The sequence below is a fragment of the Methylophilus flavus genome, assembly GCF_042678905.1.
GTDB lineage: Bacteria > Pseudomonadota > Gammaproteobacteria > Burkholderiales > Methylophilaceae > Methylophilus > Methylophilus flavus.
This window is the reverse complement of record NZ_JBHTLN010000001.1, coordinates 627,723-653,745: the sequence shown is the minus strand read 5'-3', so window position 1 is coordinate 653,745 and position 26,023 is coordinate 627,723. Positions and strand designations below refer to the sequence as shown.

General features: G+C 50.7%; 24 protein-coding genes. 16 read left to right on the top strand and 8 right to left on the bottom strand.

Translation table 11 applies throughout. The annotated features are described in order from the left end of the window. The first annotated feature begins 284 nt into the window (after positions 1–284). From ACFQ2T_RS03040 to ACFQ2T_RS02965, 16 genes are all read left to right on the top strand, one after another. Positions 285–1,007 carry a class II aldolase/adducin family protein gene (locus ACFQ2T_RS03040; protein ID WP_379030327.1) on the top strand — a complete coding sequence of 241 codons (723 nt, stop codon included), beginning with the start codon at positions 285–287 and terminating at the stop codon, positions 1,005–1,007. Between the two features lie 27 nt (positions 1,008–1,034). Then, a complete protein-coding gene (locus ACFQ2T_RS03035; protein WP_379030324.1) occupies positions 1,035–2,105 on the top strand; it encodes an ABC transporter substrate-binding protein in 1,071 nt (356 codons plus the stop codon). A gap of 89 nt (positions 2,106–2,194) precedes the next feature. After that, the gene (locus tag ACFQ2T_RS03030; protein WP_379030321.1) at positions 2,195–3,280 is read left to right on the top strand and encodes an ABC transporter substrate-binding protein; all 1,086 of its coding nucleotides are present in this window, start codon (positions 2,195–2,197) and stop codon (positions 3,278–3,280) included. 234 nt (positions 3,281–3,514) lie between these two features. Then, a complete protein-coding gene (locus tag ACFQ2T_RS03025; RefSeq protein WP_379030318.1) occupies positions 3,515–4,417 on the top strand; it encodes an ABC transporter ATP-binding protein in 903 nt (300 codons plus the stop codon). A 17-nt stretch (positions 4,418–4,434) separates the two neighbouring features. Beyond that, positions 4,435–5,274: an energy transducer TonB gene (locus tag ACFQ2T_RS03020; RefSeq protein WP_379030315.1), complete on the top strand. Its 840-nt coding sequence runs from the start codon at positions 4,435–4,437 to the stop codon at positions 5,272–5,274. Between the two features lie 29 nt (positions 5,275–5,303). Continuing rightward, positions 5,304–6,053, top strand: coding sequence for a MotA/TolQ/ExbB proton channel family protein (locus tag ACFQ2T_RS03015; RefSeq protein WP_379030312.1), 750 nt, complete (start codon positions 5,304–5,306; stop codon positions 6,051–6,053). Further along, a complete protein-coding gene (locus ACFQ2T_RS03010; RefSeq protein WP_379030309.1) occupies positions 6,053–6,457 on the top strand; it encodes an ExbD/TolR family protein in 405 nt (134 codons plus the stop codon). The genes ACFQ2T_RS03015 and ACFQ2T_RS03010 overlap by 1 nt, the downstream gene beginning before the upstream one ends. Before the next feature lie 25 nt (positions 6,458–6,482). After that, complete coding sequence (locus ACFQ2T_RS03005) at positions 6,483–7,250, top strand: ABC transporter permease (protein ID WP_379030306.1); 768 nt, start codon at positions 6,483–6,485, stop codon at positions 7,248–7,250. A gap of 9 nt (positions 7,251–7,259) precedes the next feature. After that, a complete protein-coding gene (locus tag ACFQ2T_RS03000) occupies positions 7,260–8,033 on the top strand; it encodes an ABC transporter permease (RefSeq protein ID WP_379030303.1) in 774 nt (257 codons plus the stop codon). Positions 8,034–8,095: 62 nt separating this feature from the next. Continuing rightward, entirely contained in the window at positions 8,096–9,148 is a 1,053-nt protein-coding gene (locus ACFQ2T_RS02995; protein ID WP_379030300.1) for an ABC transporter substrate-binding protein, read from the top strand. A gap of 22 nt (positions 9,149–9,170) precedes the next feature. Next, entirely contained in the window at positions 9,171–10,955 is a 1,785-nt protein-coding gene (locus ACFQ2T_RS02990) for an ABC transporter ATP-binding protein (RefSeq protein ID WP_379030297.1), read from the top strand. Then, positions 10,942–12,807, top strand: a complete 1,866-nt coding sequence (locus ACFQ2T_RS02985; protein WP_379030294.1) for an ABC transporter ATP-binding protein — start codon at positions 10,942–10,944, stop codon at positions 12,805–12,807. Before ACFQ2T_RS02990 ends, ACFQ2T_RS02985 begins: the two co-directional genes overlap by 14 nt. 63 nt (positions 12,808–12,870) lie before the next feature. Beyond that, positions 12,871–14,328 (top strand): TonB family protein, encoded by a 1,458-nt coding sequence (locus ACFQ2T_RS02980; RefSeq protein WP_379030291.1) that lies wholly within the window; start codon positions 12,871–12,873, stop codon positions 14,326–14,328. Between the two features lie 393 nt (positions 14,329–14,721). Then, positions 14,722–15,816 carry an ABC transporter substrate-binding protein gene (locus ACFQ2T_RS02975; RefSeq protein WP_379030288.1) on the top strand — a complete coding sequence of 365 codons (1,095 nt, stop codon included), beginning with the start codon at positions 14,722–14,724 and terminating at the stop codon, positions 15,814–15,816. Between the two features lie 56 nt (positions 15,817–15,872). Beyond that, positions 15,873–16,364, top strand: coding sequence for a hypothetical protein (locus ACFQ2T_RS02970; protein WP_379030285.1), 492 nt, complete (start codon positions 15,873–15,875; stop codon positions 16,362–16,364). 42 nt (positions 16,365–16,406) lie between these two features. Beyond that, entirely contained in the window at positions 16,407–16,616 is a 210-nt protein-coding gene (locus tag ACFQ2T_RS02965; RefSeq protein ID WP_379030282.1) for a dodecin, read from the top strand. Between the two features lie 270 nt (positions 16,617–16,886). Here the strand turns inward: ACFQ2T_RS02965 and ACFQ2T_RS02960 are convergent, their stop codons facing one another. The 8 genes from ACFQ2T_RS02960 to ACFQ2T_RS02925 form a co-directional block, all read right to left on the bottom strand. Next, a complete protein-coding gene (locus ACFQ2T_RS02960) occupies positions 16,887–17,897 on the bottom strand; it encodes a D-alanine--D-alanine ligase family protein (RefSeq protein WP_379030279.1) in 1,011 nt (336 codons plus the stop codon). A gap of 40 nt (positions 17,898–17,937) precedes the next feature. Next, on the bottom strand, positions 17,938–18,864 hold the full coding sequence (locus ACFQ2T_RS02955; protein ID WP_379030276.1) for a phosphotransferase family protein: 927 nt from the start codon (positions 18,862–18,864) through the stop codon (positions 17,938–17,940). 49 nt (positions 18,865–18,913) lie between these two features. Continuing rightward, positions 18,914–19,636, bottom strand: coding sequence for an alpha/beta family hydrolase (locus ACFQ2T_RS02950; RefSeq protein ID WP_379030273.1), 723 nt, complete (start codon positions 19,634–19,636; stop codon positions 18,914–18,916). Between the two features lie 54 nt (positions 19,637–19,690). Next, on the bottom strand, positions 19,691–20,329 hold the full coding sequence (locus tag ACFQ2T_RS02945) for a peroxiredoxin (protein WP_379030270.1): 639 nt from the start codon (positions 20,327–20,329) through the stop codon (positions 19,691–19,693). Between the two features lie 53 nt (positions 20,330–20,382). Then, the gene (locus tag ACFQ2T_RS02940) at positions 20,383–21,006 is read right to left on the bottom strand and encodes a class I SAM-dependent methyltransferase (RefSeq protein WP_379030267.1); all 624 of its coding nucleotides are present in this window, start codon (positions 21,004–21,006) and stop codon (positions 20,383–20,385) included. 74 nt (positions 21,007–21,080) lie between these two features. Beyond that, a complete protein-coding gene (locus ACFQ2T_RS02935; protein WP_379030265.1) occupies positions 21,081–22,109 on the bottom strand; it encodes an ABC transporter substrate-binding protein in 1,029 nt (342 codons plus the stop codon). 145 nt (positions 22,110–22,254) lie between these two features. Then, positions 22,255–24,120 (bottom strand): ABC transporter ATP-binding protein, encoded by a 1,866-nt coding sequence (locus ACFQ2T_RS02930; RefSeq protein WP_379030262.1) that lies wholly within the window; start codon positions 24,118–24,120, stop codon positions 22,255–22,257. Then, on the bottom strand, positions 24,113–25,972 hold the full coding sequence (locus ACFQ2T_RS02925; protein WP_379030259.1) for an ABC transporter ATP-binding protein: 1,860 nt from the start codon (positions 25,970–25,972) through the stop codon (positions 24,113–24,115). The genes ACFQ2T_RS02930 and ACFQ2T_RS02925 overlap by 8 nt, the downstream gene beginning before the upstream one ends. Positions 25,973–26,023: the final 51 nt, after the last annotated feature.

The following is a 26,023-nucleotide window of genomic DNA, read 5'->3' as shown; positions in this document are numbered from 1 at the left end:
CAATATAATGTATTTATCGTTAAGAAGTCAAAGTTCTATAAATTATATTTATATGCTAAATGGTTATATGTTGGCTGATGTTTACTCCGCACTGTAATTCAACAATTCACTGTATTGATTTAAACACTTGCTGAATTTGCAACACATCTTTTTTGTACTAATAACCTCTAATTATTTAGTTAACCATCTGATTTTTAATCACTAATTTCTTGTTTGTCAAAATGGCATGTAACTTGCAAATAACGTTGCGATGAAATTCCAGACCAAATAAGAAAGGGTTAGACATGACGGTTGCGACAATAAATACAGAAATTGATCTAGATCTTTACATCGCGGAGACAGTGGCGGAAGCCAAGCTGGCTTTCGAGGTATTCAGGGAAACAGATACTATCACCGCGAATGGTACGGTCGGCTTTGTGCACAGGGTGCCAGGCCAGGAAAAGCTGATCATTATCAATGATCCAGGCCCGTTTAACAAGGATAAACCGCTTGAAGCGTTGGTGGCTGGTTTTGATGGTGTCGTTTATTCCGGCAAAGGCAATGGTGCTGCGGTTAACCGCTATCTGAAATTATTTCAGGTGCATCCTGAAGTGACTACCATATCGCATATCCACTCAACTTATCTGGGTGCATGGGCGCAAACGCACCGTACATTGCCGATTCGCTACGTACCGGTTCAACGCTTCAACCTGATTAAAGAGTTACCTATCTATATCGACCGCCGTCAGCAGGAAGTTGACTTTATCCTGGACCAGATTGCAATCAATCCGCATAACACAGCCATCCTGGAAGCCAATGGCGGTTCAACCGTATGGGGTAAGCAAGGCTTGCGTAAACTGGCCGAGTTCACCTTGTTACTGGAAGAGGGCGCCAAATTGCAGACACTGGCAGAGTCGCTGGGTGGTTCGCGTGATTACGGCCCGGGTGTACTGAAACAGCAATGGAAAATGGCCAAGCTGTATGACCAGGCCCAGGCAGAAGGCCTGTTGCGTCCTTCTGATCTGTAAATTCTGTTATTGCCGGAGAAAACCATCGTGACCGTTCAGCAAAACACCGCTTCGCAAAACCCAGTCCCACAAGCCATTGATCAAATCTGGTTTACGCGCTGCCCAGTGCCTACCGCCACCGGGCTGGCCTACAAACTGGGCTGGCTGACCGAAGAGTTCGCCCGTGACAATATCCAGATCAATACTTTGCAGGAAGCGCCTAAAGCGTTATCCAGGCATCATTATGATCATGATCTGAACAGCCTGATTCGTGAAGGTGGCAATCTGCTGGCCCTGGCAGCCAAAGCGCAGGGCGCGCCTACCAAACTGATAGGTCTGACATGGATTGATGAATGGCAAGCCATCCTGGTGAGGCCAGATAGTGGCATCACACAGCCGGATCATTTAAAAGGCCTGCGTCTGGCTTTGCCGGAATTTATCGATCACCCGATTCCGAGTCATGTCCGTGGCAGCAGTATTGCGCGTGGCATGAGTCTGCAAGGTTATAAAGGCGCGCTCAAGATCGCCGGGTTGACGCTGGATGATGTCAAGCTGGTTGAAGTGGCTTCCGGCCGTGGCAACCGTAATGGCCTGGGTGAGTTATGGGCCGGGCTGGATGCACTTGTCGCAGGGGATGTCGACGCAGTCTACGTCAAAGGCGCTTCAGCAGTCGATGCCGCTAAACGCGTGGGTGCAGTGGTTGGCATAGACCTGGATAGCTACCCGGATTTGTCTACCCGCGTTAACAATGGCACGCCTAGACCGATCACTGTGCACCAGGACTTGCTGGATAACCATTTTGACCTGGTGGTGAGGTTTTTGTACCAGACATTGCGTGCCGCTGATTGGGCGAAAAACAACCTCAAAGGCGTACGCGACATCCTCGAATCAGAAACCCGTTCCGGGGAAGAGGGCGTCGCCACTGCCTATGGCGATGATTTTCATCTGCAACTGGCGCCGGACTTGTCGCAAGAACGTATTGAACTGTTCAGGCAACAGAAGAATTTCATGCTGGTCCACGGTTTGCTGGATAAAGATTTTGATCTGGATAGCTGGGTTGATGACAGGCCTTTGCGAGAAGCCGAGCAATTGTTGCATAAATATCAAGCCGTGGCTTAGGTTTTCAGTTATTGAGCTTTTCAGTTATTAAAACTGCAATGTTTATAAAGGTCACTTAGTTGAAGACCTGAAGTGATATAGGAGTAAGTGTGATTAAATTTATAAAAGTGGTTTTTACAGCGGCCGTTCTGGTGCCTTTCATCAGCATCACCGATGGTCATGCTGCGGAAACCAAAGCAGCCAATGAACCCAAAGTAGTCCGGATTGCCACCGTGGCCTACAACGTCAATGGCAAAACCCGTTATCTGGGCAGTACAGAGTTAGTGACTGAAACCGGGCTGGATGCCGAATTGGCCAAACGTGGGGTGAAAGTAGAATGGGTGCCTGCCGCCCATGCCATGGTTGGCCCGATTGTGAACGAAGCGTTTGCCAACAAAACCATCGATTTCGCCGCGTATGGTGATTTGCCGCCCATCATCCTGAACGGTTCCAAGCCACGCGTGCAATTGGTGGCACCCTGGGGACGCAGCGGTAACTCTTATTTAGTGGTACCTGCCAACTCAACGGCCAAAACCATTGCTGACCTCAAAGGCAAACGTATTGCCTTGCATAGAGGCCGTCCCTGGGAGATTGCTTTTGCCAACCTGGTACAGAAGAACGGCTTCAAGCTGACTGACTTTAAAATTGTGAATGTCAATCCGCAAGTCGGTTCCGCTGCACTGGCAAGTGGTTCTGTCGATGCTTTCTATTCGCTGAGCGATGCTTACAACCTGGTGGATAAAGGCGTAGGCAAGATTATCTGGTCTACCAAAACCGCACCACCGGACTGGAAGCTGATGGGTGGTTTGTGGGCGCGTAATGATTTTGTGCAGCAGTATCCTGAGTTAACCCAGGCGATTGTGACTTCATTTATTAAAGCCAACCATTGGGCAGCGCAGGATGCAAATAAAGAAACCTACCTGAAAAACTATGCCAGCCTGGTACAACCGGAAAGTGTGGTCAGACGTGATTATGAAGATGACGTCGTCAGCTGGCGTGACCGCTGGTCACCACTGTATGACCAGGCACTGGTAGATCACTACAAGCGTGCCACTTCATATGCGCGTGAGTCAGGTTTGATCCGCAAGGATATTGATATTAACCAGCTGCTGAATTCCGCTTTTGTCGATAAAGCACTGAAAGAATTGAATTTAGAAACTTTCTGGGCGCCATCCCGGATTGCTGCAAAACAATAATTTTTATTGCCTCCTGGCAATCCTCCCTAGACAGATGGTTTCCCTCCATCTGTTTTTTTTGTCTGTTGCTGTGACAGCAACAGTTCACATTCAAATGATTCATAGTCAACATCCTTTCAGCCAAAAACCTGTTGAGTTATTCGTAAATAACTGTTTATAAACATAAAAATAATATTTTTAAAATTGGCACAGGGTTTGCCTATACATACCTAGTCATTTTGTACAGGAATAAACATGGGCAGGACCAAAGCCGCTTTAAATTATATTGATCAAGAGAGTGTGAACGATCTTGATCCTGCCACAGCACCAGCTGCGCAAACTAGCGGTTCAGTTGTTGGCGCCAATCATTTATCCCTGGCAAAAGCCGCTCAATCCGGCAGCAGCGAAGCAGCCGTGCTGGCGATAGAGGGAGTATCGAAGTCTTTTCAGCTCAATGGCAAGTCGCTCAATGTGCTGTCAGATTTCTCTTTGCAGGTAGCCAGAGGTGAATTTATTTCCATCGTCGGCAGCAGTGGGTGCGGCAAGTCGACCTTGTTGCGTTTGATTGCCGGGCTGGATACTTCTTATGACGGCAGTATCGTCTGGCTGGGTGACAACATATCGGGCACTTCGCTGGATCGCGGCCTGGTGTTTCAGGAACACCGTCTGTTCCCGTGGCTGACTGTACAACAGAACGTGGCCCTGGCGCTGGAGTCATCCGGTTTGAGCCAGGCAGAAGTCAATGCACGTGTAAAACACCAGATTGAGCTAGTCGGCTTAAGTGGATTTGCACAAGCTTACCCACACCAGATATCAGGTGGCATGTCGCAACGTGTTGCCATTGCCAGGGCGCTGGTATTAAAACCAAGACTGTTGTTGCTGGATGAGCCTTTTGGCGCACTGGATGCCCTGACCAGGCTCAAGATGCAGCAAGAGTTGCAACGCCTGTGGGAGTCTGAAGAAACCACTTCTATCCTGGTGACCCATGATGTGGAAGAAGCCGTTTTCCTGGGTGACCGTGTGGTGGTGATGGAAGCCAATCCAGGCCGTATCAAACGTATCGTTGAAGTCGACTTGCCCAGACCACGGCATAGGGCTTCAGCGAAGTTTCAGCACATCAAGGACGATGTGCTCAGTGATTTCATCGAGATTAGTTAGAGTTATTAGGAGTTTGTATGTCAACAACGGCACTGAAATCGCCTGCCGAGCATTCCACCATTTGGGATTCACTGACTGATAAAGGTCGGAGCAGAAACCAGCTGATCTCAACAGGAGGGGATTTTAAGAGGTTATCGGAACGACTGGTGACCAAGCTCAACGCAGTAGAGCATGTGATCCCGCGTAAAAAGCTGGCTACGTTGATTGCCCTGGTTGTGGGTGTGCATGTGTTGGTCATCGCTGGTTTTCTGAGCGCATTGAACGAGCCAAGCATCGTCAAGCCAAAAAAGAAAGAAGTTATTGTTGAGTTTGTGAAGCCAGAGGTCGTCCCGCCACCGGTGATTGAGCCGCCTAAGCCACCACCTCCGCCACCGCCACAGAAACGTGCCGATCCGCCACCGCAAGCAGCAAAGCCACCTGCGGCTTTAAGAACCGCCCCGGCATCTGAAAATATTTCTGCAAATGACATCGTGATCCAGGAAAACACCGAAGCGCCGAAAAGTACAGGCCCGGTTGTGGCAGCGCCTCCCGCGCCCGAGCCACCACCACCTGCACCGGTGGTGAAAGAGGAACCATTGGTTGAGGCTAAAGGGGGCGTAGGGCATTTGAACAATCCACCGCCTGAATATCCTGAGTTCGCAGCAGACCAGGGGTCTGAAGGCACAGTCATTCTAAGAGTAAAGGTGTTGCCTAATGGCAAACCTGGTGAAGTAAAGGTCAAGAAGTCCAGTGGGTTCAGTTTGCTGGATGATGCTGCGGTTGCTGCAGCGAAACGCTGGGCATTTACCCCGGCAAAACGTGGGAATACGCCTGTCGAAGGTTGGGCAATATTCCCGGTTGAATTCAAGCTGCAGTAATTTTTTAATTTGAAAGAGAAGGAAATACCATGTTTAGTTTAGAAACTTATCAAAGTGCATCTCCAGTGGTGCTTGGCGTATTGATCACCTTGCTGATTGCATCCGGCGTTACCTGGACGCTTATCCTGGCCAAGTCATTCCAGGTCTGGCTGATCCGCAAACAGAACGTTAAATTCAGGGCTGCCTTCTGGGGCGCAAAAAGCCTGCAGGAAGCTGCTACGCTAGAAGGCCACAACGGTCCCGCATACCGCGTGGCACAAGTAGGTTTTGAAACCTTGAAAGACCTGGATGTGGAATCTGCCGATGACTTGCGTCATAGCGGTGACCGCCAGGAAGTGCTGGAGCGTGCATTGCGCCAGCAGATTCAAAAAGAGCGTGTATTGCGCGAAGCTGGCTTGGTCGTGTTGGCCAGTATCGGTAGTACGGCACCATTCGTCGGCCTGCTGGGTACGGTATGGGGCATCATGCATGCGTTGACCGATATCAGCAAACTGGGCACTGCCAGCCTGGAAGTGGTTGCAGGCCCGATTGGTGAAGCCCTGGTAGCGACTGCGATTGGTATTGCCGTGGCTGTACCTGCAGTGCTGGCTTATAACTTCTTCCTGCGCCGCCTGAAAACCAGCAGTAACAACCTGGATGATTTTGCTGAAGACCTGATCAAGGTTTCCCGCAGAGTGACTTTCAAAAAACCTGCAGATGCGACCAAGCCTGGTGAATTCGTTTCTTCTGCGTCTGCCTCTGCTGCTGTCGTACGTAACCTCAAAGGAGCAACTGCATAATGGCTATTTCTACAAATGCCGATGATGACGTATTGAGTGAAATCAACGTCACGCCATTGGTCGATGTCATGCTGGTATTGCTGGTTGCATTTATTGTGACGGCACCGTTGATGACCAACTCGATTCAGGTCAACTTGCCCAAAACCTCAGCAACCAAAACGACCGAGCAGAAGAAGCCGGTCACGGTGTCTGTGGATGCCGCAGGCAAGCTGTATATAGACAAGCAGGAGTATCCGCTGGAAACCATTGAGCCTGAACTCAAGCGTATCCACGATAGCAACCCGGATGTGACCCTGCACCTGAGTTCGGACGAAGCCGTCAACTACGGCAAGGTCGCCAAAGTGATGGCCGCCATTGAGCGCGCAGGTATTTCACGCGTGGCTGTATTGACGCAAGCTGAGTAGTAGATTGGATTCGAGGTTTAGTGTCATGACACGCCAATGGAAGTATGTATTACCTTTCCTGATCTCCCCGCTACTGGTGCTTGCCATCTGGTGGTGGGTGTCAAACGCAGGTTACTATTCTGACGATGTCCTGGTCACCCCGCAGCAGGTGTTTGCCACGCTGGGTGAGCTGAGCGATAACGGCGAATTACTCCTGCATTTGCAAGCCAGCTTCAACCGCTTGCTGATCGGGTTCAGCCTGGGCGCTGTCGTCGGCGTACTGTTTGGCATCTGGATGGCGATTTCGCCGCGCGTGGAAGCTTATGCCTTGCCGCTATTCCAGGGCTTGCGCCAGGTGCCCACCATCGCCTTGATCCCTATCCTGATTTTGCTATTAGGCGTGGATGAGATATTCAAGGTCATTATTGTATTTAAGGCGGCGTCTTTAACCGTGGCACTGGCCGCTTATGAAGCAACCAAAGGGGTTTCAAAAACCTACTTTGAAGTAGCCAGCATCTACCAGCTACCGAAAACAACCTTGTATCGCAAACTGATTATTCCAGCCATTACGCCACCTGTGTTTACTGGTCTCAGGATCGCATTCTCACGGTCGTGGACTATTTTAGTCGCCGCTGAGTTGCTGGCCGCTGATAGTGGCATAGGCCAGATGATGCAACTGGGTCGCGAAATGTTCAGGCTGGATGTCGTCATGGTTGGTGTGGTGATTACCGGTGTGGTCGGTTTCAGTATAGACAAGCTGTTTAAATGGGGCGAATTACGCCTGATCCCCTGGCACCAACATGTGAGAGCGTAAGTTAAAGCAATGAATTTTCTATCGACTAAATGGATTCCTGACTGGCGCGGCTGGGTTTTGCCGCTGCTGATCGTACTGGCATGGGACTGGATGTCACGGCTGGATGCTAACCATGCTTATGCCTTTGCCTCACTCAGCCAGATTGCAACCGCTGTCAGCCAGCTATGGCAAAGTGGAGAGTTAATGGCTAACGTGTCTGCCAGTGTGGCACGTGCGCTAACCGGCTTGCTGATAGGTGCGAGCACAGGTTTTATCGTAGGTTCACTGGTCGCTGTGTCGCGCATCGCCAATGTCCTGATCACGCCGGTGTATCACGCCATCCGCCAGGTGCCCTTGCTCGGCCTGGTGCCGTTATTTGCCCTGTGGTTTGGTAATGGTGATACCTCGAAACTGATTGTGGTCAGCCTGTCTGCGTTTTACCCGGTGGTGTTATCTACTTTTGAGGGCATGTTGCAGGTAGATGGCAAGTACAGGGAAGTCGGCCAGGTCTACAAACTGAGCGCATGGCAGGTCTACCGCAGAGTCATCTTGCCTGCGTCATTACCGCAGATATTTACCGGTTTTTCACTGGCACTGGCTTTCGCCTGGCTATCCACTATCGGCAGCGAACTGTTATTCACGGCCGGTGCCGGGCTGGGTAACCTGATGATGAATGCACAAGAAGCTTCGCGGATGGATATCCTGATTATTGTGACTTTTGTCATCGGCATCCTCGGTTACCTGATGTCGCTGTTTATCAAGCTGGCAGGCAATGCCCTGTTCAAGTGGCGTAATACGCGTTGATCCGCGGCCTGCCAGGCACGCGAGACAAAATAAAAACAACCAGGCTTTGAACAATAATAACAATGTCGAATTCAACCAACCATAACAAGCCCGATGCACTCTGGTACACCCGCTGCGCGGTTCCCACGCCTTTAAGCCTGGCGATTCAGAGCGGCTGGATCCAGAAAGAGTTTGCACTGGATGGCATTCCCATCCAGTCGTTAAGGGAATCTGCCAGCCTGGCTGATTTCCAGTCCCATTTTGATCATCACCTGCCACACTCATTCCGGCAGGGTGGCAGTGTGCCAGCCATCTGGGCGAGAGCCAGCGGACAGCAAACGCGTGTCATCGGCCTGACCTGGACCGACGAATATCAATCCATCATCAGCCTGCCCAACTCCAAGCTCCGTACTATCAAAGATTTAAAAGGTTGCCGCATTGGTATTCCCAAGCATGATGTCAGCATAGACCACCAACGGGCCTCGGCTTTACGTGCATTTGTGGTGGCGCTGGATACTGTCGGCCTCAGCCTGAAAGATGTTGAACTTGTCGATTTGACCGATACGCCTGTAGAAGCTAACCCGGCAACTGGCGGGCCGGATTGGGGGCAGGGCAGGCATAGCTATGTCAATGAACTGTATGCCCTGGTGAAACACCAGGTCGATGCTATTTATGTCAAAGATGTGCGTGGCGCCGAAGTGACCCATTTGTTGGGTGCGCAAGTGTTGTTTGACCTTGGCTTTCACCCGGATAGCTTTATCAGGATCAGTAATTGCACACCGAGGCCGCTCACCGTCAATGCCGAGACCATAGACCAATACCCGCACATCGTCAGCCGTTTTTTGCGCCGTGTGGTGGATGCTGGAGACTGGGCAAAAAAACACCCGCAGGAAACCTTGCAACTGATTGCCAAAGAAACCGGCTGGGCAGAGCCTTGGGTACAAAAAGTCTATGGGCCCAACGTACACCAGCAGTTGCGCCTGGATTTATCCGAGCACTCAATCAAGAGTTTGGAAGTCCTCAAGAATTTCCTGTTTGAGTACGGTTTCCTCAAGCAGGATTTCAATATTATGGACTGGGTAGATCATGCACCGCTTGATACGCTCAAAGCACCAGTCCTCAGTCTTCACCGCTAGTTTTTTCAAGAATTGATCCGTTTTGAATCTTCGTCAATATCCGCTTATCCGCTGTTTACTGCTGTATCGCAGGACTCCCATCAGGTTCTGGATCTGTACCGGGCTGTTTGCCGCAGCCAACTTTATGCTCGCCTTGCAACAAGGCCTGATCGCAAAAGCGATTGATGATGTGCAGCATGGCAAAGCCATTTATCAGGAGGCCACGGGTACGCTGAACAGCGAAGCCGCCTGGCACTGGCTAATGATTATTGTGGCTGTTGCCCTGGGGCGTGCCCTGATTATGTATTTTGTCGGCTGGCTGTCACTCATCATCCAGCAAAACCTGATCGGACATATCCGCGAGCGCATCCTGATCCAGGTACAGCGACTGGACCAGAGTTATCACTGGGCGCATGGCGCCGGTGAGTTGGTGACGCGAACAACGCGTGATTCAGACAAGCTGCGTGATGCCCTGATCAGCTTCTGGCGTCAGGTGGTGGATACCGGCCTGGTGATTGCCGCTGCCATGGGTTTCCTATTCTGGTATGACTTCTGGCTGGGCCTGGTGCCATTAATTCTATGCCTGGTCGGTTTCGGCATCCTGCTGTTGCAAACCGAACACCTGGTCAAACTGGATAGGGCAGTCGGTGAAGCCTACGATGCCGTCAACCAGGACCTGACCGAGGGGGTGAATGGTGTGCGTGTGATCAAGGCATTTGCGCTGGAGTCTAGCCGTATCAATAAATTTGAACAGCATGTGCAAAGTTTTATGTCGCACGCGTTTGCCGCACTGACTTTCTATACCTCGCGTATCCCTTTGCCGCAATTTGTGGTGGCTCTGGGGCAGGTATGGGTGCTGGGCTTTGGTTGTCACCTGGTCTATACCAATGCGCTGAATCTAGGGCAACTGATTGCAGCTTTGCTGATGGTGAATACTTTGGTATTCAGGGTAGAAGGTGTAGGCCGTGTCATGCAGATTTTTGCCGATGCGCGTTCCTCTGCCGCCAGAATCTGGGATTTACTGGATGCTGAACCAGAGATCAAGTCCGGCAGCATGGCCTTGCCGGAGGGCCCGTTATCCTTGCGTTTTGAGCAAGTGGCGGTGCATCCACCGGAAGGCGGTAACCCGATACTGAATACCTGTAGCTTTGAAATCAATGCCGGTGAAATTGTGGCATTGGTAGGTACTACGGGCTCAGGTAAAAGCACACTTGCCGGGTTGGTGCCTCGCCTGTCCGATGTGATACAAGGCGCGGTAGAAATTTCAGGCAACGCAAGCCAGTGGATCAATGTCAAAGACCTGGACCTGGCGAGTTTGCGCAAGCAGGTGCATACCGTACCGCAGGAGGCTTTCCTGTTCTCGGACACGCTGGCGGCCAACATGCGCTTATCAGCGCCGCAGGCTAGGGAAGATGAACTGGAATGGGCATTGCAAATGGCCAGTGCTTCCGAGCTCTTGGTCAGCTTGAGTGATGGGCTGGAAACCAAAATTGGTGACCGGGGCGTGACACTGTCAGGCGGTCAGCGGCAGCGTGTCTGCCTGGCGCGGGCTCTGCTGGGCCAGCCACGCATACTGGTGCTGGATGATGCCACCAGTGCGCTGGATGCGGTGACCGAACGCAATGTGCTGACCAATATCCGTGCGTTGAAGCAACAGGATAAAGCCACCACAGTACTTGTGATTGCCAGCAAACTTTCGACCATATTATTGGCAGACAAAGTGCTTTTCCTGTCTGAAGGCAATATCGTCGCGGCTGGCAAGCACACGGCACTGGTCAAGAGCAACACAAGCTATCGTGAATTAATGGGGTTGGATGATGGCCGCTGAACGTAATACCAATCTGAAAGTTTTGTCGGATATAGAGCTGGAAGAAAAATTCGCTAACCAGCAACTGAACCGCAATATGTTGTGGCGATTATTGCCGCTGCTAAAACCGGTTAAAAACTACATTCTGACTGCGGTGGTGATGGAAATCATCCTGGTTGGCTTTGTCTTCCTGCGGCCTTATTTTATCCAACAGGCCATAGATCACGGGTTGTTATACCAAACTGAAGCTGCGGCGGCAGCTTCGCAGAAACTGGTCATTGGCATCGATTGGCATGTCATAGACTGGGCGCTGGCAGGCCTGGCCGGCATGTGGGCGGCGCGATTTGTGTTTGCCGGATTATCGCAATACTTTTCCGGCACCGCCGCCATTCGTATCCTCAACCAGTTGCGCGTAAACCTCTTCAGCCATGTGCAGCAACTCAGCGTGGCCTATTTTGACCGCACCAAGTCTGGCCGTATTGTTTCTCGCATAGACCGGGATATTGACGCGCTGGAACCGTTACTGATCCAGGGGCCGCCGGAAATATTCTCTGCCTTGCTCAGGTTTGTCATGGCGGCTTCCATATTGCTGTGGGTCTCGCCAACGCTGTTTTATCACCTGGCCTTGGTGATTCCATTGCTAATTTTATCGAGCATGTTATTCCGGAGGCTTTCCGGCCACCATTTTGCCCGGGTGGCAGAAAACCGTGCCCGCTTTACCGCGCATCTGGTCGAAACCGTGGCCGGGGTGCGCATCATCAAGCAGACCGTGCAGGAAGACAGCAACCTCAAGCGCTACCGTGGCTTGGTCGATGCGTTTATTCACTCACTGGTACAAAGCAATATTGCATCCGGCTGGTTTACGCATTTTACGGGCGTGCTGACTATTCTCGGGCTGATGCTGCTATTGGTCGCTGGCGGGCAGGAAGTCACCCTGGGTCATTTGACCCTGGGCCAGTTCGCTGCCAGCCTGTTTTATGTCTATATGTTTTTAGGCCCGTTGCAGGAGCTTGGTGACCTGGTGGAGCGCTATACCAATGGCGTCGCTTCGGCGCAACGCATCTTCCTGCTGCTGGATACACAGGCGGAAGTGGTAGATAGCGCAGATGCGCGTAGTCTGGACACTATTAAAGGCGAAGTGGCATTCAAAAATGTATTGTTTTCCTATTTGCCCGACCACTCCAGGCCTGTCATCAAACACTTGAACCTGAAAGTACCCGCCGGGCAAGTGTTGGCCATCGTCGGCCCGACCGGCCATGGCAAAAGTACGCTGATCCAGCTGTTGACGCGCTTTTATGATGTGCAGCAAGGCCAGGTGCTGATTGATGGCGTAGATATCAGGCACTTGACCCAGCGTAACCTGCGCCAGCACGTGGGAGTCGTGTTACAGGATAACGTCTTGTTCAGCGGCACTATCATAGACAACCTCAAACTGGCTAAACCCCATGCACAACAGGCTGAATTTGAACAAGCTGCTGCTGAACTTGGCATTGATGATCTGATCACCCGCTTGCCGCATGGCTACCAAACAGAAGTTGGTGCCATGGGCTCTCACCTCAGCCATGGCCAGCGCCAGCTGGTATGCCTGTTGCGCGCTTATCTTGCCAACCCGACTATCCTGATCCTTGATGAAGCGACTTCCGCAGTGGATATCCAGACCGAGCGCCGTATCCAGCATGCCCTCAGGCGTTTATGCGAAGGCCGTACCGCCATTATTATCGCCCACCGCCTGGCGACCATACGCGATGCTGACCTGATTGCCGTCATTCACCACGGTGAGCTGGCCGAGCTGGGTCCACATTCACAACTGATTCAGAACAATGGCAAATATGCCGATTTGTACCATGCCTATGAAGCTGGGGAACAGCTTTAAGAAGAGAGCCAACATCCGCTTGGATTACTGAAATGATGCGTAGACCGTCATATGGAGTTTAAGATGAAAAAACCTTTAGTAGCCATTATATTTCTGTTGTGGTGCGATATTAGTTACGCAGCAGATGAACCGGCAAAAGAAGCCTGGATTACTGATGACCAAGGCTGCAAAGCTTATAATCAATTACCTCAACCCTTTGAAAGTATCGAATGGACTGGTGCATGTAAAGATGGCTATTTAGATGGCGTGGGGACGCTTAACTGGTTCCATGATCGAGTTCAGAAATATAGCTATACCGGCCATTTCGTACAGGGGAAATTACAAGGTAAAGGTGTCGCTGAATATTTCAACAATACTAGTCATGGCATTCGGTTGGAAGCAGATTTTGTTGATAGCGCCGCGCATGGACAGGGTGTACAGACTTGGCCAGACGGTCGACGTTATGAAGGGGAGTTCAAAAAAGGCTCAAAAACAGGTAAAGGCATAAAAACCTGGTCCAATGGCGCCCGTTACGAAGGAGAGTTTAAGGATGGAAATCCTACAGGCGCAGGATTTCAACCGCTTAAAATATCGACTCGAGAACTCGCTTCTTATCCAGAAGAGCTTTTTCTTCATGGTAATGCGGGGGCTTTTTTTGCACAGATATCAGTCAATGAAAAAGCAAATATCCAGTCGATAGATGTTCTTTTTTCGAGTCACCCTGCATTCGAGAAAGCCGCTATACGCACTTATCAAAATGCCAGGGTGACACCAGCCTTAGCCAATGGAAAGCCTGTTCCTGAGCGTATTTACAAGGTTATTAATTTTAGCTTATCTAAAAAAAGTTTTCGTGGAGCTTTGCCATTTACTTATCCGGCAAAAGCAAGCAGTCAGCTACCAGATGAGTTTCAATATGACAAACCACCAATTGATAAATTGGTTGCGCCGTTGGTTTATCCTTTAGATCTTTTACAACGACGAGTGAAAGGGTCAGCAAAGGTGTCCGTGGTGATTGATCCGCAAGGCTTACCCACACAAGTAGAGTTGCTGGAGAGTAGCGCTCCGGAATTTGGGGCTGCACTTAAAGCCATGGTTTATTCCTCCAGCTTTTATGCCGCACGCAAAAATAAACAGCCTTCATGGTCAGCCTTTACCATCACGCGTGAGTTTTCGGAACATGACAGCAGGGAAACTGCGATTGATGCGAATGGCTGGCGTATTCTTAATAAATTAAAAGACTCACCGGCAAAAATATTGGCTGTATCTCAACTGGATACTGCCCCCAAGCCCTTTTACACTCCACCACCCGTATATCCGCCAGAACTTGCTGATAAAGGCGTGACAGGCAAAGTGCTGGTCGAATTTTATATCGATAAAGAAGGCTCAGTGCAGTTTCCGCATACGCTAAAGGCTGACAATGAGGAACTGGCCTGGCTGGCCCTCACGGCTGTCTCGCGCTGGCAGTTTTATCCGCCATTGGTCAAGGGTGAACCCGTAGATTCCGTAATGACAGTACCTGTTGCTTTTAATCTCAACAACTGAGTGTTTGGTTCGCTGTGAGAGTAGTCAAATATGAATACTGATTAAATTAACATTCAACTGTTGCGGTTTCATCACTGCTTTGCTCATTGGTAAACAGCGCGCAATTGAATCGGGTTTCAGTACGCATTTAATGCATTGATTTATATAGGGTATTTAAATTTCTTTGCATTTGGCATATTTCCTGCAGATATCCTGACTGATTTGTTAAGTAGATGCACTAGTAAACCAGCGATTGTCTGGAATCGTGTGCAAAACGGTGTTGGCTAGGCCATGCAAGCAGGCCTGATGACGGGCACCAGGTTAACAAACAAGCAGTAACCAATCGCTGTTGATCACAATGTCATAACGGTTGGTCAGACGACTAAAAATTTCAATTCATCAAAGGAATGTATTATGAGTAATCAACAACAGCTTCCTGACAATACGCTCTGGTTCACCCGTTGCGCGGGCAATGGCCAGGGTGGTGTACCTACAGCTTCCGGCATCGCGTTTAATCTTGGCTGGTTGCAGGACGAATTTACCAAGGATAATGTCCGCCTGCGCGCTTTGCAGGATGACGATAGCGCCGATTTCAGACATCACCACTATGACCATGGTTTGCAGACCCTGATCCGCGAAGGTGGCAACTTGTTTGCAATTCCGGCCAAGGCACAAGGTGCAGATACCGTGCTGATCGGCCTGACCTGGATCGAAGAGTCACAATCCATCATCGTCCGTCCGGATTCGAATATCCGCAAACCGGAAGACCTGAAAGGTAAGCGTCTGGCCTTGCCTGGCTACAACCCTAAAGACATCACTGAAAACAAACGTGGCCGTACGATCACACGCCACAGCAGCCTGCATGGCTACAAAGGTGCGCTGGCTTCGGTTGGCTTGACCCTGGATGATATCCAGCTGGTTGAAGTGGGCCAAAACGAAGTCACGGCCAGTGGCCGTCGCTACGGTGGCTGGCAAGCCAGCTTTAATGCCTTGCTATCAGGTAAAGTCGATGCGATTTATGTCAAAGGCGCTGCTGCACAAGATGGCGCACGTGACCAGGGCCTGGTGGTTGGCATTGACCTGGATACCTTGCCGGAAAAACGTTTCCGCGTGAATAACGGAACACCACGCCCGGTGACTGTACATCGTTACCTGCTGGAAAATCATTATGACGTCGTTGTACGCTTCCTGACCCAGACATTACGCGCTGCGGAATGGGCGAAGACCAACCTGGCTGGCGTGCATGAAATTCTGCAGAATGAAACCGGCGGTACGGCTGAAGGTGTAGCTGCTGCCTACCGGAATGGCTTCCATCTTTCATTGGCGCCTGACTTGTCTGCTGAGCGTTTAGAGTTGTTCCGTCAGCAGAAAGACTTCCTGTTGAGCTATGGCATCCTGGATAAAGACTTTGACTTTGATGCCTGGGTTGATCACCGTCCGATTCAAGATGCCCAAAAAGCCTTGCAAGCACTTCTCGCTAATGAGCAGGCCGGTAAGCTGGCAGCGTAATTATCGTGTGGAGTAGTGCACAAGCACGCTCCACAATTATTTTATCTGGAGTAAGCATGGCTTTTACAATTGATGCAGTCGCACAACAAGTGCGTAATTTCCTCCTGGAAGATCAAGGCCCGGCAGGCCGCGAACGCGTCCGTGTCTACTTGCAGGACGTAGTCTCCGATCAGGCATTTGCAGCGGAATATCTGGATGACGAACAGCCACAGCGCCGCGTATTGTATGAAGATGCCGATCTTGGTTTTGCCATCTTGGGGCACGTTTTCAAGGAAGCCAGGAAAGCACCGCCGCATGACCATGGCATTTCCTGGGCCATTTATGGTCAGGTTGCTGGCGTCACCACCATGGATGGCTGGGATGTGGTTGAAGCTGGCGTGGGCACGGTCAAGTTGCGGGATTCCATTGAGTTGACGGCTGGCAATGTGCGCGTCTATAACGAAAATGAAATCCATTCGCCCAGACGTGAAGGTCCCGCCAAGCTGATCCGTATTGAAGGGAACCCCAACCAGAATCCTCCTGGTCGGGTCTGGCAGCCAGTACAATAAGTGACAGGTCAAACACTTCAACTGTATTAAAAGGATAAAACGATGTCAGAACATATTTATAAAGTGGTTGAATTGGTAGGTTCCTCTACCGTGAGCAGTGATGATGCCATCAAGAACGCCATCGAACGTGCAGCCAAGACGCTTAATCACCTCAACTGGTTTGAAGTGGTAGAGACGCGCGGGCATATTGCAGATGGCAAGTTAGCGCATTTCCAGGTCACGATTAAAGTCGGATTCAGAATCGAAGATTAAAACAACAATATCCAGTGTAGTGCTTTGAACACGGTCTGGGCCTGTACCCCGGACCGTTTTTTTATATAAAAGTTAATGTTACTTAGTAAATGTTACTCAGTAGTTGATGACTGGGTTTTCGAAGTCAAGCTATATCGCAGGAGGGACTAATGTGAAAACCTACGACCTCCGTCATAACGACGGAGGCCGGTATTCAGGCATAAGCCAATATTATGATTGAGGAAAGTAGAAAGCAGTTTTTTCTACAGCGCATTGGCTTTTGCAAAGAAGTTAAGGAGGCCGTTTTCTCAACGCAAGCCTGCAAATGTGGTCACACAATTCAGCAAATGAAATGCCCATTACAGCGGCCGATTGCGGCATCAGGCTGGTAGATGTCATGCCTGGCAAGGTGTTGGTTTCCAGGCACCATAACTTCCCGTTTTCATCCAGCCTGAAATCCGAGCGGCTGTAGCCCGCTAGCTTTAATGTCTTGTGCGCCAGCGCCGCCAGGCGCTGCGCTTCGGCATAGATATCTGCAGGTAATTCAGCCGGGAAGATTTCGCGCACTTTGCCGGCCTGATATTTTGATGAATAGTCAAAGATCAATGCCTGATCGAGCACGATCTCGCCCACGCCCAGCGGTTCACCGTCGAGTACACCCACACTTAACTCTCTGCCGGCAATGTACTGCTCCAGCATGACTTCGTCACCAAACTGGCGGGCGAGGGTGATGGCAGCATCCAGCGCGGCCAGGTCATGGATGATAGACAGGCCGACCGTAGAGCCCTGGGCATTAGGTTTGATTACCAGCGGCAAACCCAGGGTCAGCAGTTCTCTTTCTGTGTAGTCCGGGGTCATACGCCAGGCCGGGGTGCGGATATCGGCCAATGTATACAGCCGCTTCGTAATATCCTTATCCATTGCCACGGCACTCGCTAACGAGCCGCTTCCTGTATAAGGCATGTTCGCCATATCGAGCATCGCCTGTATGCTGCCGTTTTCGCCAGTGCCGCCATGCAACGCCAAAAAATACACATCAACATCAGCCAGTTGTTGCGCCGGGAGAATATGTGTCTGACGCATGAGGGCTAATGAATCTGAACCTGGCGGTAATGCCGCCACTTTATTAGCGAGCAACCGCGCTTCTTGCGAGTGGTTAAGTATGCCGGTGGCGGTATCAATGGCTATGACTTCATGACCAACTTCCCTTAACGCCGGGATGACTTGTGCCGCACTGGCAATAGAGACATCGCGTTCTTCGCTGACGCCGCCAAACAAAACAACAACTCTTAATCTCTGCATAGTGATTATTAAAGGGTGAATATATGGAGGAGTGTAAAACTCAAAATGACTCAACCACAGTCATTAATGTTTTCACTGCATTCGTTCGAAAGTCAGCATTCTCTGAGGTATCCAGGGTGTTTTTATCGCACCATGCAATGGCCGCGATTGATTGAATGGCTATATAAATGTGAAATAAATGCCAGTCTTGCGGTGCGTCATAAGCTCGAGCCCATGCTTTGTAAAATGCCGATGTCTCTTGCTGGTTCTGCCAATCCAATGTTGCCCAGACAAATTTGGCCGCATCATAAGCGGGGTCCCCTATTTGAACCTCTTCAAAGTCAATTAATCCCACTAAAGACTGGCTATCCACAATGATGTTCCTGCCTACAAAATCACAGTGCAGAATACTTTTGGTCTTAGGCTCGGGGATTTGAGCAGACAAAGCCACAATCGTTTTTACCGCATGTTCCAGATTGAGCTGTGTATCTGGCTCAGTGAAGCGTATTCTCCCCACCCATTTATTCACGAGCAACTGGATATAACTTTGCCATTGCGGAAGCTTACTTTGCGCTTGATCATCCTTATGCCAGAAATGGAGTTTAGATATTTCAGGCTCTCTAAAAGCCTGATGGAATGAAGCCAGTAACCGACCACACGTTTCAATCAAACAAATCCGTTCCGCATCGTTCTGGATAGTCGGAAGCACATGCGACAAGGGTACTCCGGGAACCTCGCTGATTACGCGAGCATGCCAACCCTGCCACTCTGAGTGTGCGATGAGCTGAGGGAAGGATGCTGCTTCTGGGATTGCCTGCAAAACTTCCACTTCACGCTTGAATGGCGCTAACTCGGTAGACAGTTTGATGTATACGACTTTGTGATTGAATACGCCTTTATATACATAACCACCTCTGCGCTGTATGACTAATTCCAGATTGGAAACCTTGAAGAAATCACCAATCAGTTGGATATCTGGAATATTCATGGAGTGAGTGTAATAGCTGGTTTAATTACAAGAAGAAAATCATCAATCTTTAGTTTTTATTCCTGCCTAAAGCCAACACAAAGTCTGCCGAAAATGCTGCTGCTAAATGACTTGTCGACTCTCCTGCCAGGCCATGGTCACCAACCACAATCGCAGCTCTGGCAGGGCCACCAGCACGTGCCAGGAAACTATACAGCGTATTGATATTACAAGCTGAGTCCGCATCGCCAGCAATCCAGATGGACGGTCTGCGTTCGTCTCCAAGTTCAGGGTAAAGCTGGTCAGCGGTGAAACCTTCTTTACTGCACACCGGTGTGAGTTGCAGGATGCCTTTTAAACTTGGATCGTTACGCAAAACTTGCCAGGCGATGATGGTGCCGCGTGATTTTCCGCCAACGATAATGGATTTGGTGTTTACATGTTTATCGGCTTTGGCAAGTGCGACGACGGTTGAAAAGTCTTCGATTTCGGGGCTGCGATCAGCGTCTGATGGTTTGCTGTTTTTGTCTTTGACATAAAACGCCCATTCAAATCGGTACACGGCGATATTGTTTTTCAGCAGTTCGCGCTCGACGACTTCGTTGATTTTCTGTTTCATGGTGCCGGTGCCTGGCCCGAGGATAACAGTGGTAAAAGGGCCTGTGCCTTCAGGGAAGTTAGCTACCACAGTGATTGGTGCGCCGCGAGGCGTGGTCACCGTAACAGGGTCAGCTGCATTTGCATGCAGGCTGATTAACAGTGCTGTAATCAATAATGGGATGGCCAAGCGCATTGAGATTTTTCCGCTCATGAATAAAAGGCCCGGGATGATACGGACCTTTTTTTGTTATTTATTTGGTTGCGGGGTGAGTCGCAGATAAGGTTTTACAGCCTTGAATCCTTTTGGAAACTTGGTCTTAAGGACTTCAGGGTCAGTGATGGATGGCAAAATCACCACGTCCTGGCCGTCTTCCCAGTTAGCTGGCGTGGCCACACTGTGGTACTCGGTCAGTTGCAGTGAATCAATCACGCGCAACAGTTCATTAAAATTACGGCCAGTACTGGCAGGGTAGGTGAGTGTCAGGCGGATTTTCTTTTTAGGGTCTATCACGAATACTGATCGTACCGTGGCTGTTGCGCTGGCATTGGGGTGAATCAGGTCATACAACTCAGATACTTTACGGTCAGCATCCGCAATGATGGGAAAGTTGACTTCGGTAGACTGGGTCTCGTTGATATCTTTAATCCAGCCATGGTGTGACTCGACCGGGTCTACGGACAGGGCAATCGCTTTCACATTGCGTTTTTTGAATTCACCTGCCAGCTTGGCGGTGGCGCCAAGCTCTGTGGTGCACACTGGCGTGTAATCAGCCGGGTGAGAGAACAATATGGCCCAGCTATCGCCCAGCCACTCGTGGAAAGATAGCGGGCCTATGCTGGAATCTTGCGTGAAATCAGGGGCGGTATCACCTAGTCTTAAACTCATCGTCATGCTCCTTAATGAATGTGGTTATTTGTATGAATGTGATGTGCAGTGAATTATTTACAGTGCGCCTGATGCAATGCCATGCCGCCTTTATTCAGGATCTGCTCGACATGGGTAAAACCGGCAGTCATTAGTGCAGATTTTTGCTCTGAGACAGACATGTATAACTCGGTGTTTTGCATGCCACCGGTATCCGTATGATGGTCGCACAGTAAATAATAACCATCGCTTTGTAACAGGCTTTTCACTTGCTGATGTAAGGCACTGGCGCGGGTTTTATGGCGTAACTCATGCACGGCTTGCATGGTGACGACTACATCAAACACACCTAGCCCTTGCGACCAGTCGGGCGTGAGGAAGTTTCTTTCAATAAAGTGGATGTGTTCTCTACCCGGGCCAACGCATTGCCTCGCCAGCGCATGCATGGCGGCGGAAAAATCGAGCGCGACATATTGGCTCTCCGGTAATGCCTGCAATAAATGCTCGGCAAGAAAACCTGGCCCTGAACCCAGTTCAAGGATGCGCACGGCGCCAGCCGGAAAGTGTTTAAGGATAGTGTCGGCAAATGCCTGGAAAAACTCGGGACGCCATGGGCGTTTGACCAATGCTGATTGTGCCCAGTCTGCGGCAGTGGCCGGGTCTCTTAGATCGATAGGGCTGGGGATTTCAGGCTGCATCTTCTTCGTCTATAAAAGTAAAAGTGGCAGATGCCAGGGCGGACCTTAAGCAGCTGCCACACGAGTGCCAAAAATTAAGCAGCTTTTTTCTTCAGGCGCTGTACTTCAGCCAATGCTGAAGGATCAATCCATGCCTGCACATCAAAGTCTTCCTTGATGAAACCCCACTCCAGCAGGAAGTTTTTATAACCTTCCAGGGCGGCGATGGACTCAGGGTTCAAATCAGTACCTTGATGCAGGTGCACGTCGTGGCCATAGGCTTCACGTACCCATTTGTCTGTGGAGCCTGATTCCTTGGCAATGTAAGCCACAGTTTCCGCTTCATGCTTGGCAGCCCAGTCAGACACATCTACAATCTGGCTCAAAAAGCGTACCACCAGGTCAGGACGTTCACGCAGCAAAGCGGCATCCACTGTAATTGGGCGTGGTGCGCCATTGTTGGCTCTTACTTTTGGGTCCGGATGCTGACGCACATCATAAACAATGGTCACGCCGTGTTCATTGGCGCTTTCATAACCACGGGCACCTTTAACGAAAATCGCATCTACTTCGCCGTTTTTCAGGGCTGCATATTCCGCCGCATAAGCGGCGCGTTTGCCGGATTGCCAGCCTATGGTAGGTGGTTGTTTTTCAACAGCAACATCAACCAGTTCAACATCTTTAGGGGTCAGGCCGCCAACTTCCAGTGTGACTACAATGCCACGCAAAGCGCTGGCACGTTGGTGATCAATGCTGATTACGTGTTTAGGCACCGCAATGCGTTTGCCTTTCAGGTCTGCCGGTTTGCTGATACCTGAGTTTGGCAAGGTCACGATCAGTTGTGCTTCATCTACCCAGTTCAAACCGATCACTTTGGTATCCGTGCCCCTGGATTTTGCCCAGATGGCCGGGACATTACCGCCCTGGCGGAAAGAGTGCGGCAAACGATGGTCGTAATGTGATTCCAGCAGCTCCGGGTCTTGTGTTTCCTGCAAGGTGTTGATGGTGATGCCATCTTGTGCAAATTCCTGGCTGATCCAGCCTTCACGTGCAGCCAGTCCCAATGGGGTAGGCACCGGGCAGCGTGTGTACCAAATGCTATCAATCTTGTCTTGTGCAGACATATCATCTCTCCTGATGAGTTAAATTAGTTTGGAACACTCTGTAGTGCATGAAGTGTGCCAGTGTGTTTAATGATTATTAATCAATGAGATACACTGTTTTGTATTTCTAAATGCCTTTGTTTTGTTTGCCTGGCAACATCCACATTCAAGCAACTGTTGTTCTGCCAGCATCAGGCAAGGCGGAGGCTTCTGAGGCTTCCTGGTAGGCTTTATACAATCCTGAATAATGACCGTGCAGGGCGATCAGTTCGTTGTGCAAGCCTTTTTCAACGATCTGGCCATCCCTGATCACGGCAATCGCATCCGCATCTCTGATGGTAGATAGCCGGTGCGCGATGATGATGGCGGTGCGGCCTTCGCTTAATCGCCTGAAGGCGTTCTGGATTTTTCTTTCAGTATGCAAGTCCACCGCAGACGTGGCTTCGTCTAGCACCAGAATGGCCGGGTCTGCCAGATAAGCCCTGACAATACACACCAGTTGCCGTTGACCATGGCTGAGAAAAGCTCCCAGTGGACCGACTTCGGTGTAATAGCCTTTTGGCAGTCTTTCCAGAATCTCATCTGCGCCGAGTTCTTTTACCGCCTGAATCAGCGTGTCGTCTGAGGCTTCAGGCGCGGCCAGGCGCAGGTTATCCAGCACGCTGCCGCTGAACAGCACGTTATCCTGTAATACCAGGCCCACCTTACGGCGGAGCAGGGTTTGTTGGTAGTCTTTAACGTTCACGCCATCGACCAGTACTTCACCCTCATTGACCTCATAAAAGCGCGTCAGTAACTGCACGATAGTGCTTTTACCGTGGCCCGTCGGGCCCACAATAGCTAATACCTGGCCTGGCGGAATTTCCAGGTTGAGTCCTTGAATCACTAGCTTGGCTGCGTCCGGGTTGTATTTGAAATGCACATTGTTAAACGCGACATGACCACTGACCGGCGGCAGTTTTGGTTGCGGTGGGTCTATGATTTCAGGCTCGGTATCCAATAATAAAAAGATACGCTGGGCTGATGATGCGCCGGTGGAATAGCGTTCAAACAAGTCATTCAATTCTTGCAACGGACCCAAGAACAGCTGTACGTAAAACAGGCTTTGTGCGATCTGGCCAACTGTTAACTCCTGTTCGACAATGCCTAATGCACCAGTGCCTAGCAATAATGCCATGCCAACGGTGCTCAATACCTGCGTAAAGGGCAGGAACCAGCTGGTGCGGATATTGCCTTTGATCAGCGTGGTGTTGAAGTCATGCAGCAAGCTGCGGTAACGGTGCGCATTATCTGCTTCGGTCACGGTTTGCTTGATGATGCGCACCCCGGACACGGTTTCCACCAGGTGTGCAGTAAAGCGCGCCCTGGCTTCAGCCACTTTGGCCCAGTTTTTTTCTGAAATACGTTTGAATAACCAGGTAGCTGCAAAAAGGGCAGGCACAATGCTGGCCAGTGCGAGCAGTAGCTTGGGCGATATCCACCACAAGGCAACAGCAGCGACCACAAAGCGTAGCAGTGCTGATAGCAGCTCGGGCGGCCCCTGGATAAGCAAGGGCTCCAGGGCATCGATATCGCGGTCTGCGCGTGAAATAATGCGACCTGCCTTGGTCTGGTCAAAGTAACGCATGCTCAGGTGTTGCAGGTGTGCGAACACCTGCACGCGCAAGCTGTTCAGGATATGCACAGCAGCACTGCCGGACAGGTATTGCGATAACCCTGAAATGCCAAAACGCACAATCCAGCTCACCGCCATGCCTATGCTCATCCAGGTCAGCAAGGGCGTATTTAGCAGAATGCCTTGAGCAGTCTGGATAAAGCCATTGTCTATCACTTCGCGCAAAAACCATGGCCTTATGAAAATCACACCCACTAATACCGCTTCGAGCAGGATGACAGTGGTGACTTGTTTCCAGACCTGTTTCAGCAGCGGTAACAAACGCCAGAACATATTGCGGTCCAGGCTTTTTTTAGCGAGCGCCTGTTCGAGTTCGATATCATTGAGTGCGCGTTCTTGTCTTAATTTTTCAGCCATGTTGAACTCCTACTAAATCCCGGTAAGCCCAGCTAGCGCCAGCAGAAGAATCCTTGATCAGGTCTTCATGCGTGCCTTCTGCAATAATCTTTCCTTCAGCAAGCATGGCGACACGGTCAGCCAGCAGAATGGTGGAAAGCTTGCTGGCGATAATCAGCACGGTGATGTTCTTGCCGGTGTGCTCGCGCAAATGGCGGATGTTGTCTAGTACAGTGCGTTCAGTGATCGCATCCAGCGCACTGGTGGAATCATCCAGCACCAGGATCGCTGGCTCAGACAAGAATGCCCTGGCCAGGCTGATACGCTGGCGTTGCCCGCCAGACAGGGTGATGCCGCGATCACCAATCTTGGTGTGCAGGCCATCACTGAGTTTTTCCAGTACCTCGTCAGCAGCGGCCAGGTGCAGCGCTTTTAACAGCTCTTCATCTGTGGCATCCGGTTTTGCCAGGCGTAAATTGGCGGCCAGGGTGTCCGAAAAAAGGAAGCTTTCTTGCGGCACTACATGCACCAGTTTGCGTAACTGGTGCAGGTCCAGTGTCTTGACATCATGCCAGCCAGCCCAGGCCGAACCGACTTCTACGCTGCCTTGTGCGGCATCCAGCAGGCGAGGGAGCAGGCCTGCCAGCGAGCTTTTGCCTGCACCGGTGGCACCCACTATGGCGATGGTCTCGCCGGGGCTGACTTCTAGGCTGCAATGTTGAAGAATCGCTTTGTCGCTGTTAGGCGCTTTGGTGGTGATATCCAGCAAACGAAAGCCCAAAGCCTGAGGTTGTAGTTCTGTATTGCCGGAGAGGATTTTCGGTTGTTCATCCAGCAGTTCCCAGATCCTGGCGGCGGATGAACGTGCGTCGGCAAATACCTGCATGACCCTGCCTATGCCTTCTACCCTGAACACCAGCGCGTTGGCGATCAGTAGTGCAGCCACCAGCTGACCGACATTCAGTACCCCTTTGCTGACCAGGTAAGCGCCCAGGGCTAAAATCCATACCTGGCTAAACCCGATGACGATTTGCGGTAAAGGGATTCTTTTTGCGGCATAAGCCAATGCAGCACGCGCATGCGTGACAAAGGTATCTACCAGCCCGGTAAAATGCGCGGTGCGCTGAGCTTCCAGTCCAAATGCCTTGATCACGCGAATGCCGTTCACGCCTTCGCTGAGCTCCTGATTGACCTGGTCATAGGCGCTACCCACTTCACGATCAAGCAACACCAGGGCATTCGTGTGCTTGAAAAACAGCAGCATACCTGCCATTACCAGCAGCAAGGTGCCTATACCTATCAGTGGATGGTAAATGCTGAGCACCGTGACCGAGATCAATACCCAGATAGATGCTTCAAATACCTGGCGCCAGAAGTTAATCAGCGCATCCCGCACCTTATCGGCATCGCGGGTGGTACGCGTCACGATTTCGCCGATTCCGTGCTGCCAGTGATAGGCCAGGTCCAGCCTTTGCACCTGGTACAGAATGCGTTCACGCAATATATACAGTAATTCCTGGCCGATAATCAGCGACATCACGCCGCCTATGTATTGCAATATCGCCCGGCCAATGGCGACGCCGATCAATAGCGTGAGCCAATAGCGGGCGTTAGAAAAATCGAGTATGCCCTGGGCATTCCGCGTAATGAATTCACCGATATGGATGGATTGAACCACCTGGCCAACCAGCCATAATTGCCAGGCCATGCCAGCGTTCACCAAAATGAATAGCAGAGCAGTAATACTGAATTGCCATGGCATGTACGCGTACAGTGTCAGGCATCGTATGAGTGGGTGCGTGCGTTGGAAATGAGCAAAGCGTGACGTGGATTGCGTCTGCCCCTCGATTTCGGTCTCTATGTAGGACTTCAACAGGCGCTCCTTTAAGAATTATCTATATCAAAAACGCCAGAACACACGAAG

Coding starts and splice junctions, on each gene's coding strand:
- ACFQ2T_RS03040 (WP_379030327.1), top strand. CDS start 285: ATGACGGTTGCGACAATAAATACAGAAATTGATCTAGATCTTTACATC.
- ACFQ2T_RS03025 (WP_379030318.1), top strand. CDS start 3,515: ATGGGCAGGACCAAAGCCGCTTTAAATTATATTGATCAAGAGAGTGTG.
- ACFQ2T_RS03020 (WP_379030315.1), top strand. CDS start 4,435: ATGTCAACAACGGCACTGAAATCGCCTGCCGAGCATTCCACCATTTGG.
- ACFQ2T_RS03015 (WP_379030312.1), top strand. CDS start 5,304: ATGTTTAGTTTAGAAACTTATCAAAGTGCATCTCCAGTGGTGCTTGGC.
- ACFQ2T_RS03010 (WP_379030309.1), top strand. CDS start 6,053: ATGGCTATTTCTACAAATGCCGATGATGACGTATTGAGTGAAATCAAC.
- ACFQ2T_RS03005 (WP_379030306.1), top strand. CDS start 6,483: ATGACACGCCAATGGAAGTATGTATTACCTTTCCTGATCTCCCCGCTA.
- ACFQ2T_RS03000 (WP_379030303.1), top strand. CDS start 7,260: ATGAATTTTCTATCGACTAAATGGATTCCTGACTGGCGCGGCTGGGTT.
- ACFQ2T_RS02995 (WP_379030300.1), top strand. CDS start 8,096: ATGTCGAATTCAACCAACCATAACAAGCCCGATGCACTCTGGTACACC.
- ACFQ2T_RS02985 (WP_379030294.1), top strand. CDS start 10,942: ATGATGGCCGCTGAACGTAATACCAATCTGAAAGTTTTGTCGGATATA.
- ACFQ2T_RS02980 (WP_379030291.1), top strand. CDS start 12,871: ATGAAAAAACCTTTAGTAGCCATTATATTTCTGTTGTGGTGCGATATT.
- ACFQ2T_RS02975 (WP_379030288.1), top strand. CDS start 14,722: ATGAGTAATCAACAACAGCTTCCTGACAATACGCTCTGGTTCACCCGT.
- ACFQ2T_RS02970 (WP_379030285.1), top strand. CDS start 15,873: ATGGCTTTTACAATTGATGCAGTCGCACAACAAGTGCGTAATTTCCTC.
- ACFQ2T_RS02965 (WP_379030282.1), top strand. CDS start 16,407: ATGTCAGAACATATTTATAAAGTGGTTGAATTGGTAGGTTCCTCTACC.
- ACFQ2T_RS02960 (WP_379030279.1), bottom strand. CDS start 17,897: ATGCAGAGATTAAGAGTTGTTGTTTTGTTTGGCGGCGTCAGCGAAGAA.
- ACFQ2T_RS02955 (WP_379030276.1), bottom strand. CDS start 18,864: ATGAATATTCCAGATATCCAACTGATTGGTGATTTCTTCAAGGTTTCC.
- ACFQ2T_RS02950 (WP_379030273.1), bottom strand. CDS start 19,636: ATGCGCTTGGCCATCCCATTATTGATTACAGCACTGTTAATCAGCCTG.
- ACFQ2T_RS02945 (WP_379030270.1), bottom strand. CDS start 20,329: ATGAGTTTAAGACTAGGTGATACCGCCCCTGATTTCACGCAAGATTCC.
- ACFQ2T_RS02940 (WP_379030267.1), bottom strand. CDS start 21,006: ATGCAGCCTGAAATCCCCAGCCCTATCGATCTAAGAGACCCGGCCACT.
- ACFQ2T_RS02935 (WP_379030265.1), bottom strand. CDS start 22,109: ATGTCTGCACAAGACAAGATTGATAGCATTTGGTACACACGCTGCCCG.
- ACFQ2T_RS02930 (WP_379030262.1), bottom strand. CDS start 24,120: ATGGCTGAAAAATTAAGACAAGAACGCGCACTCAATGATATCGAACTC.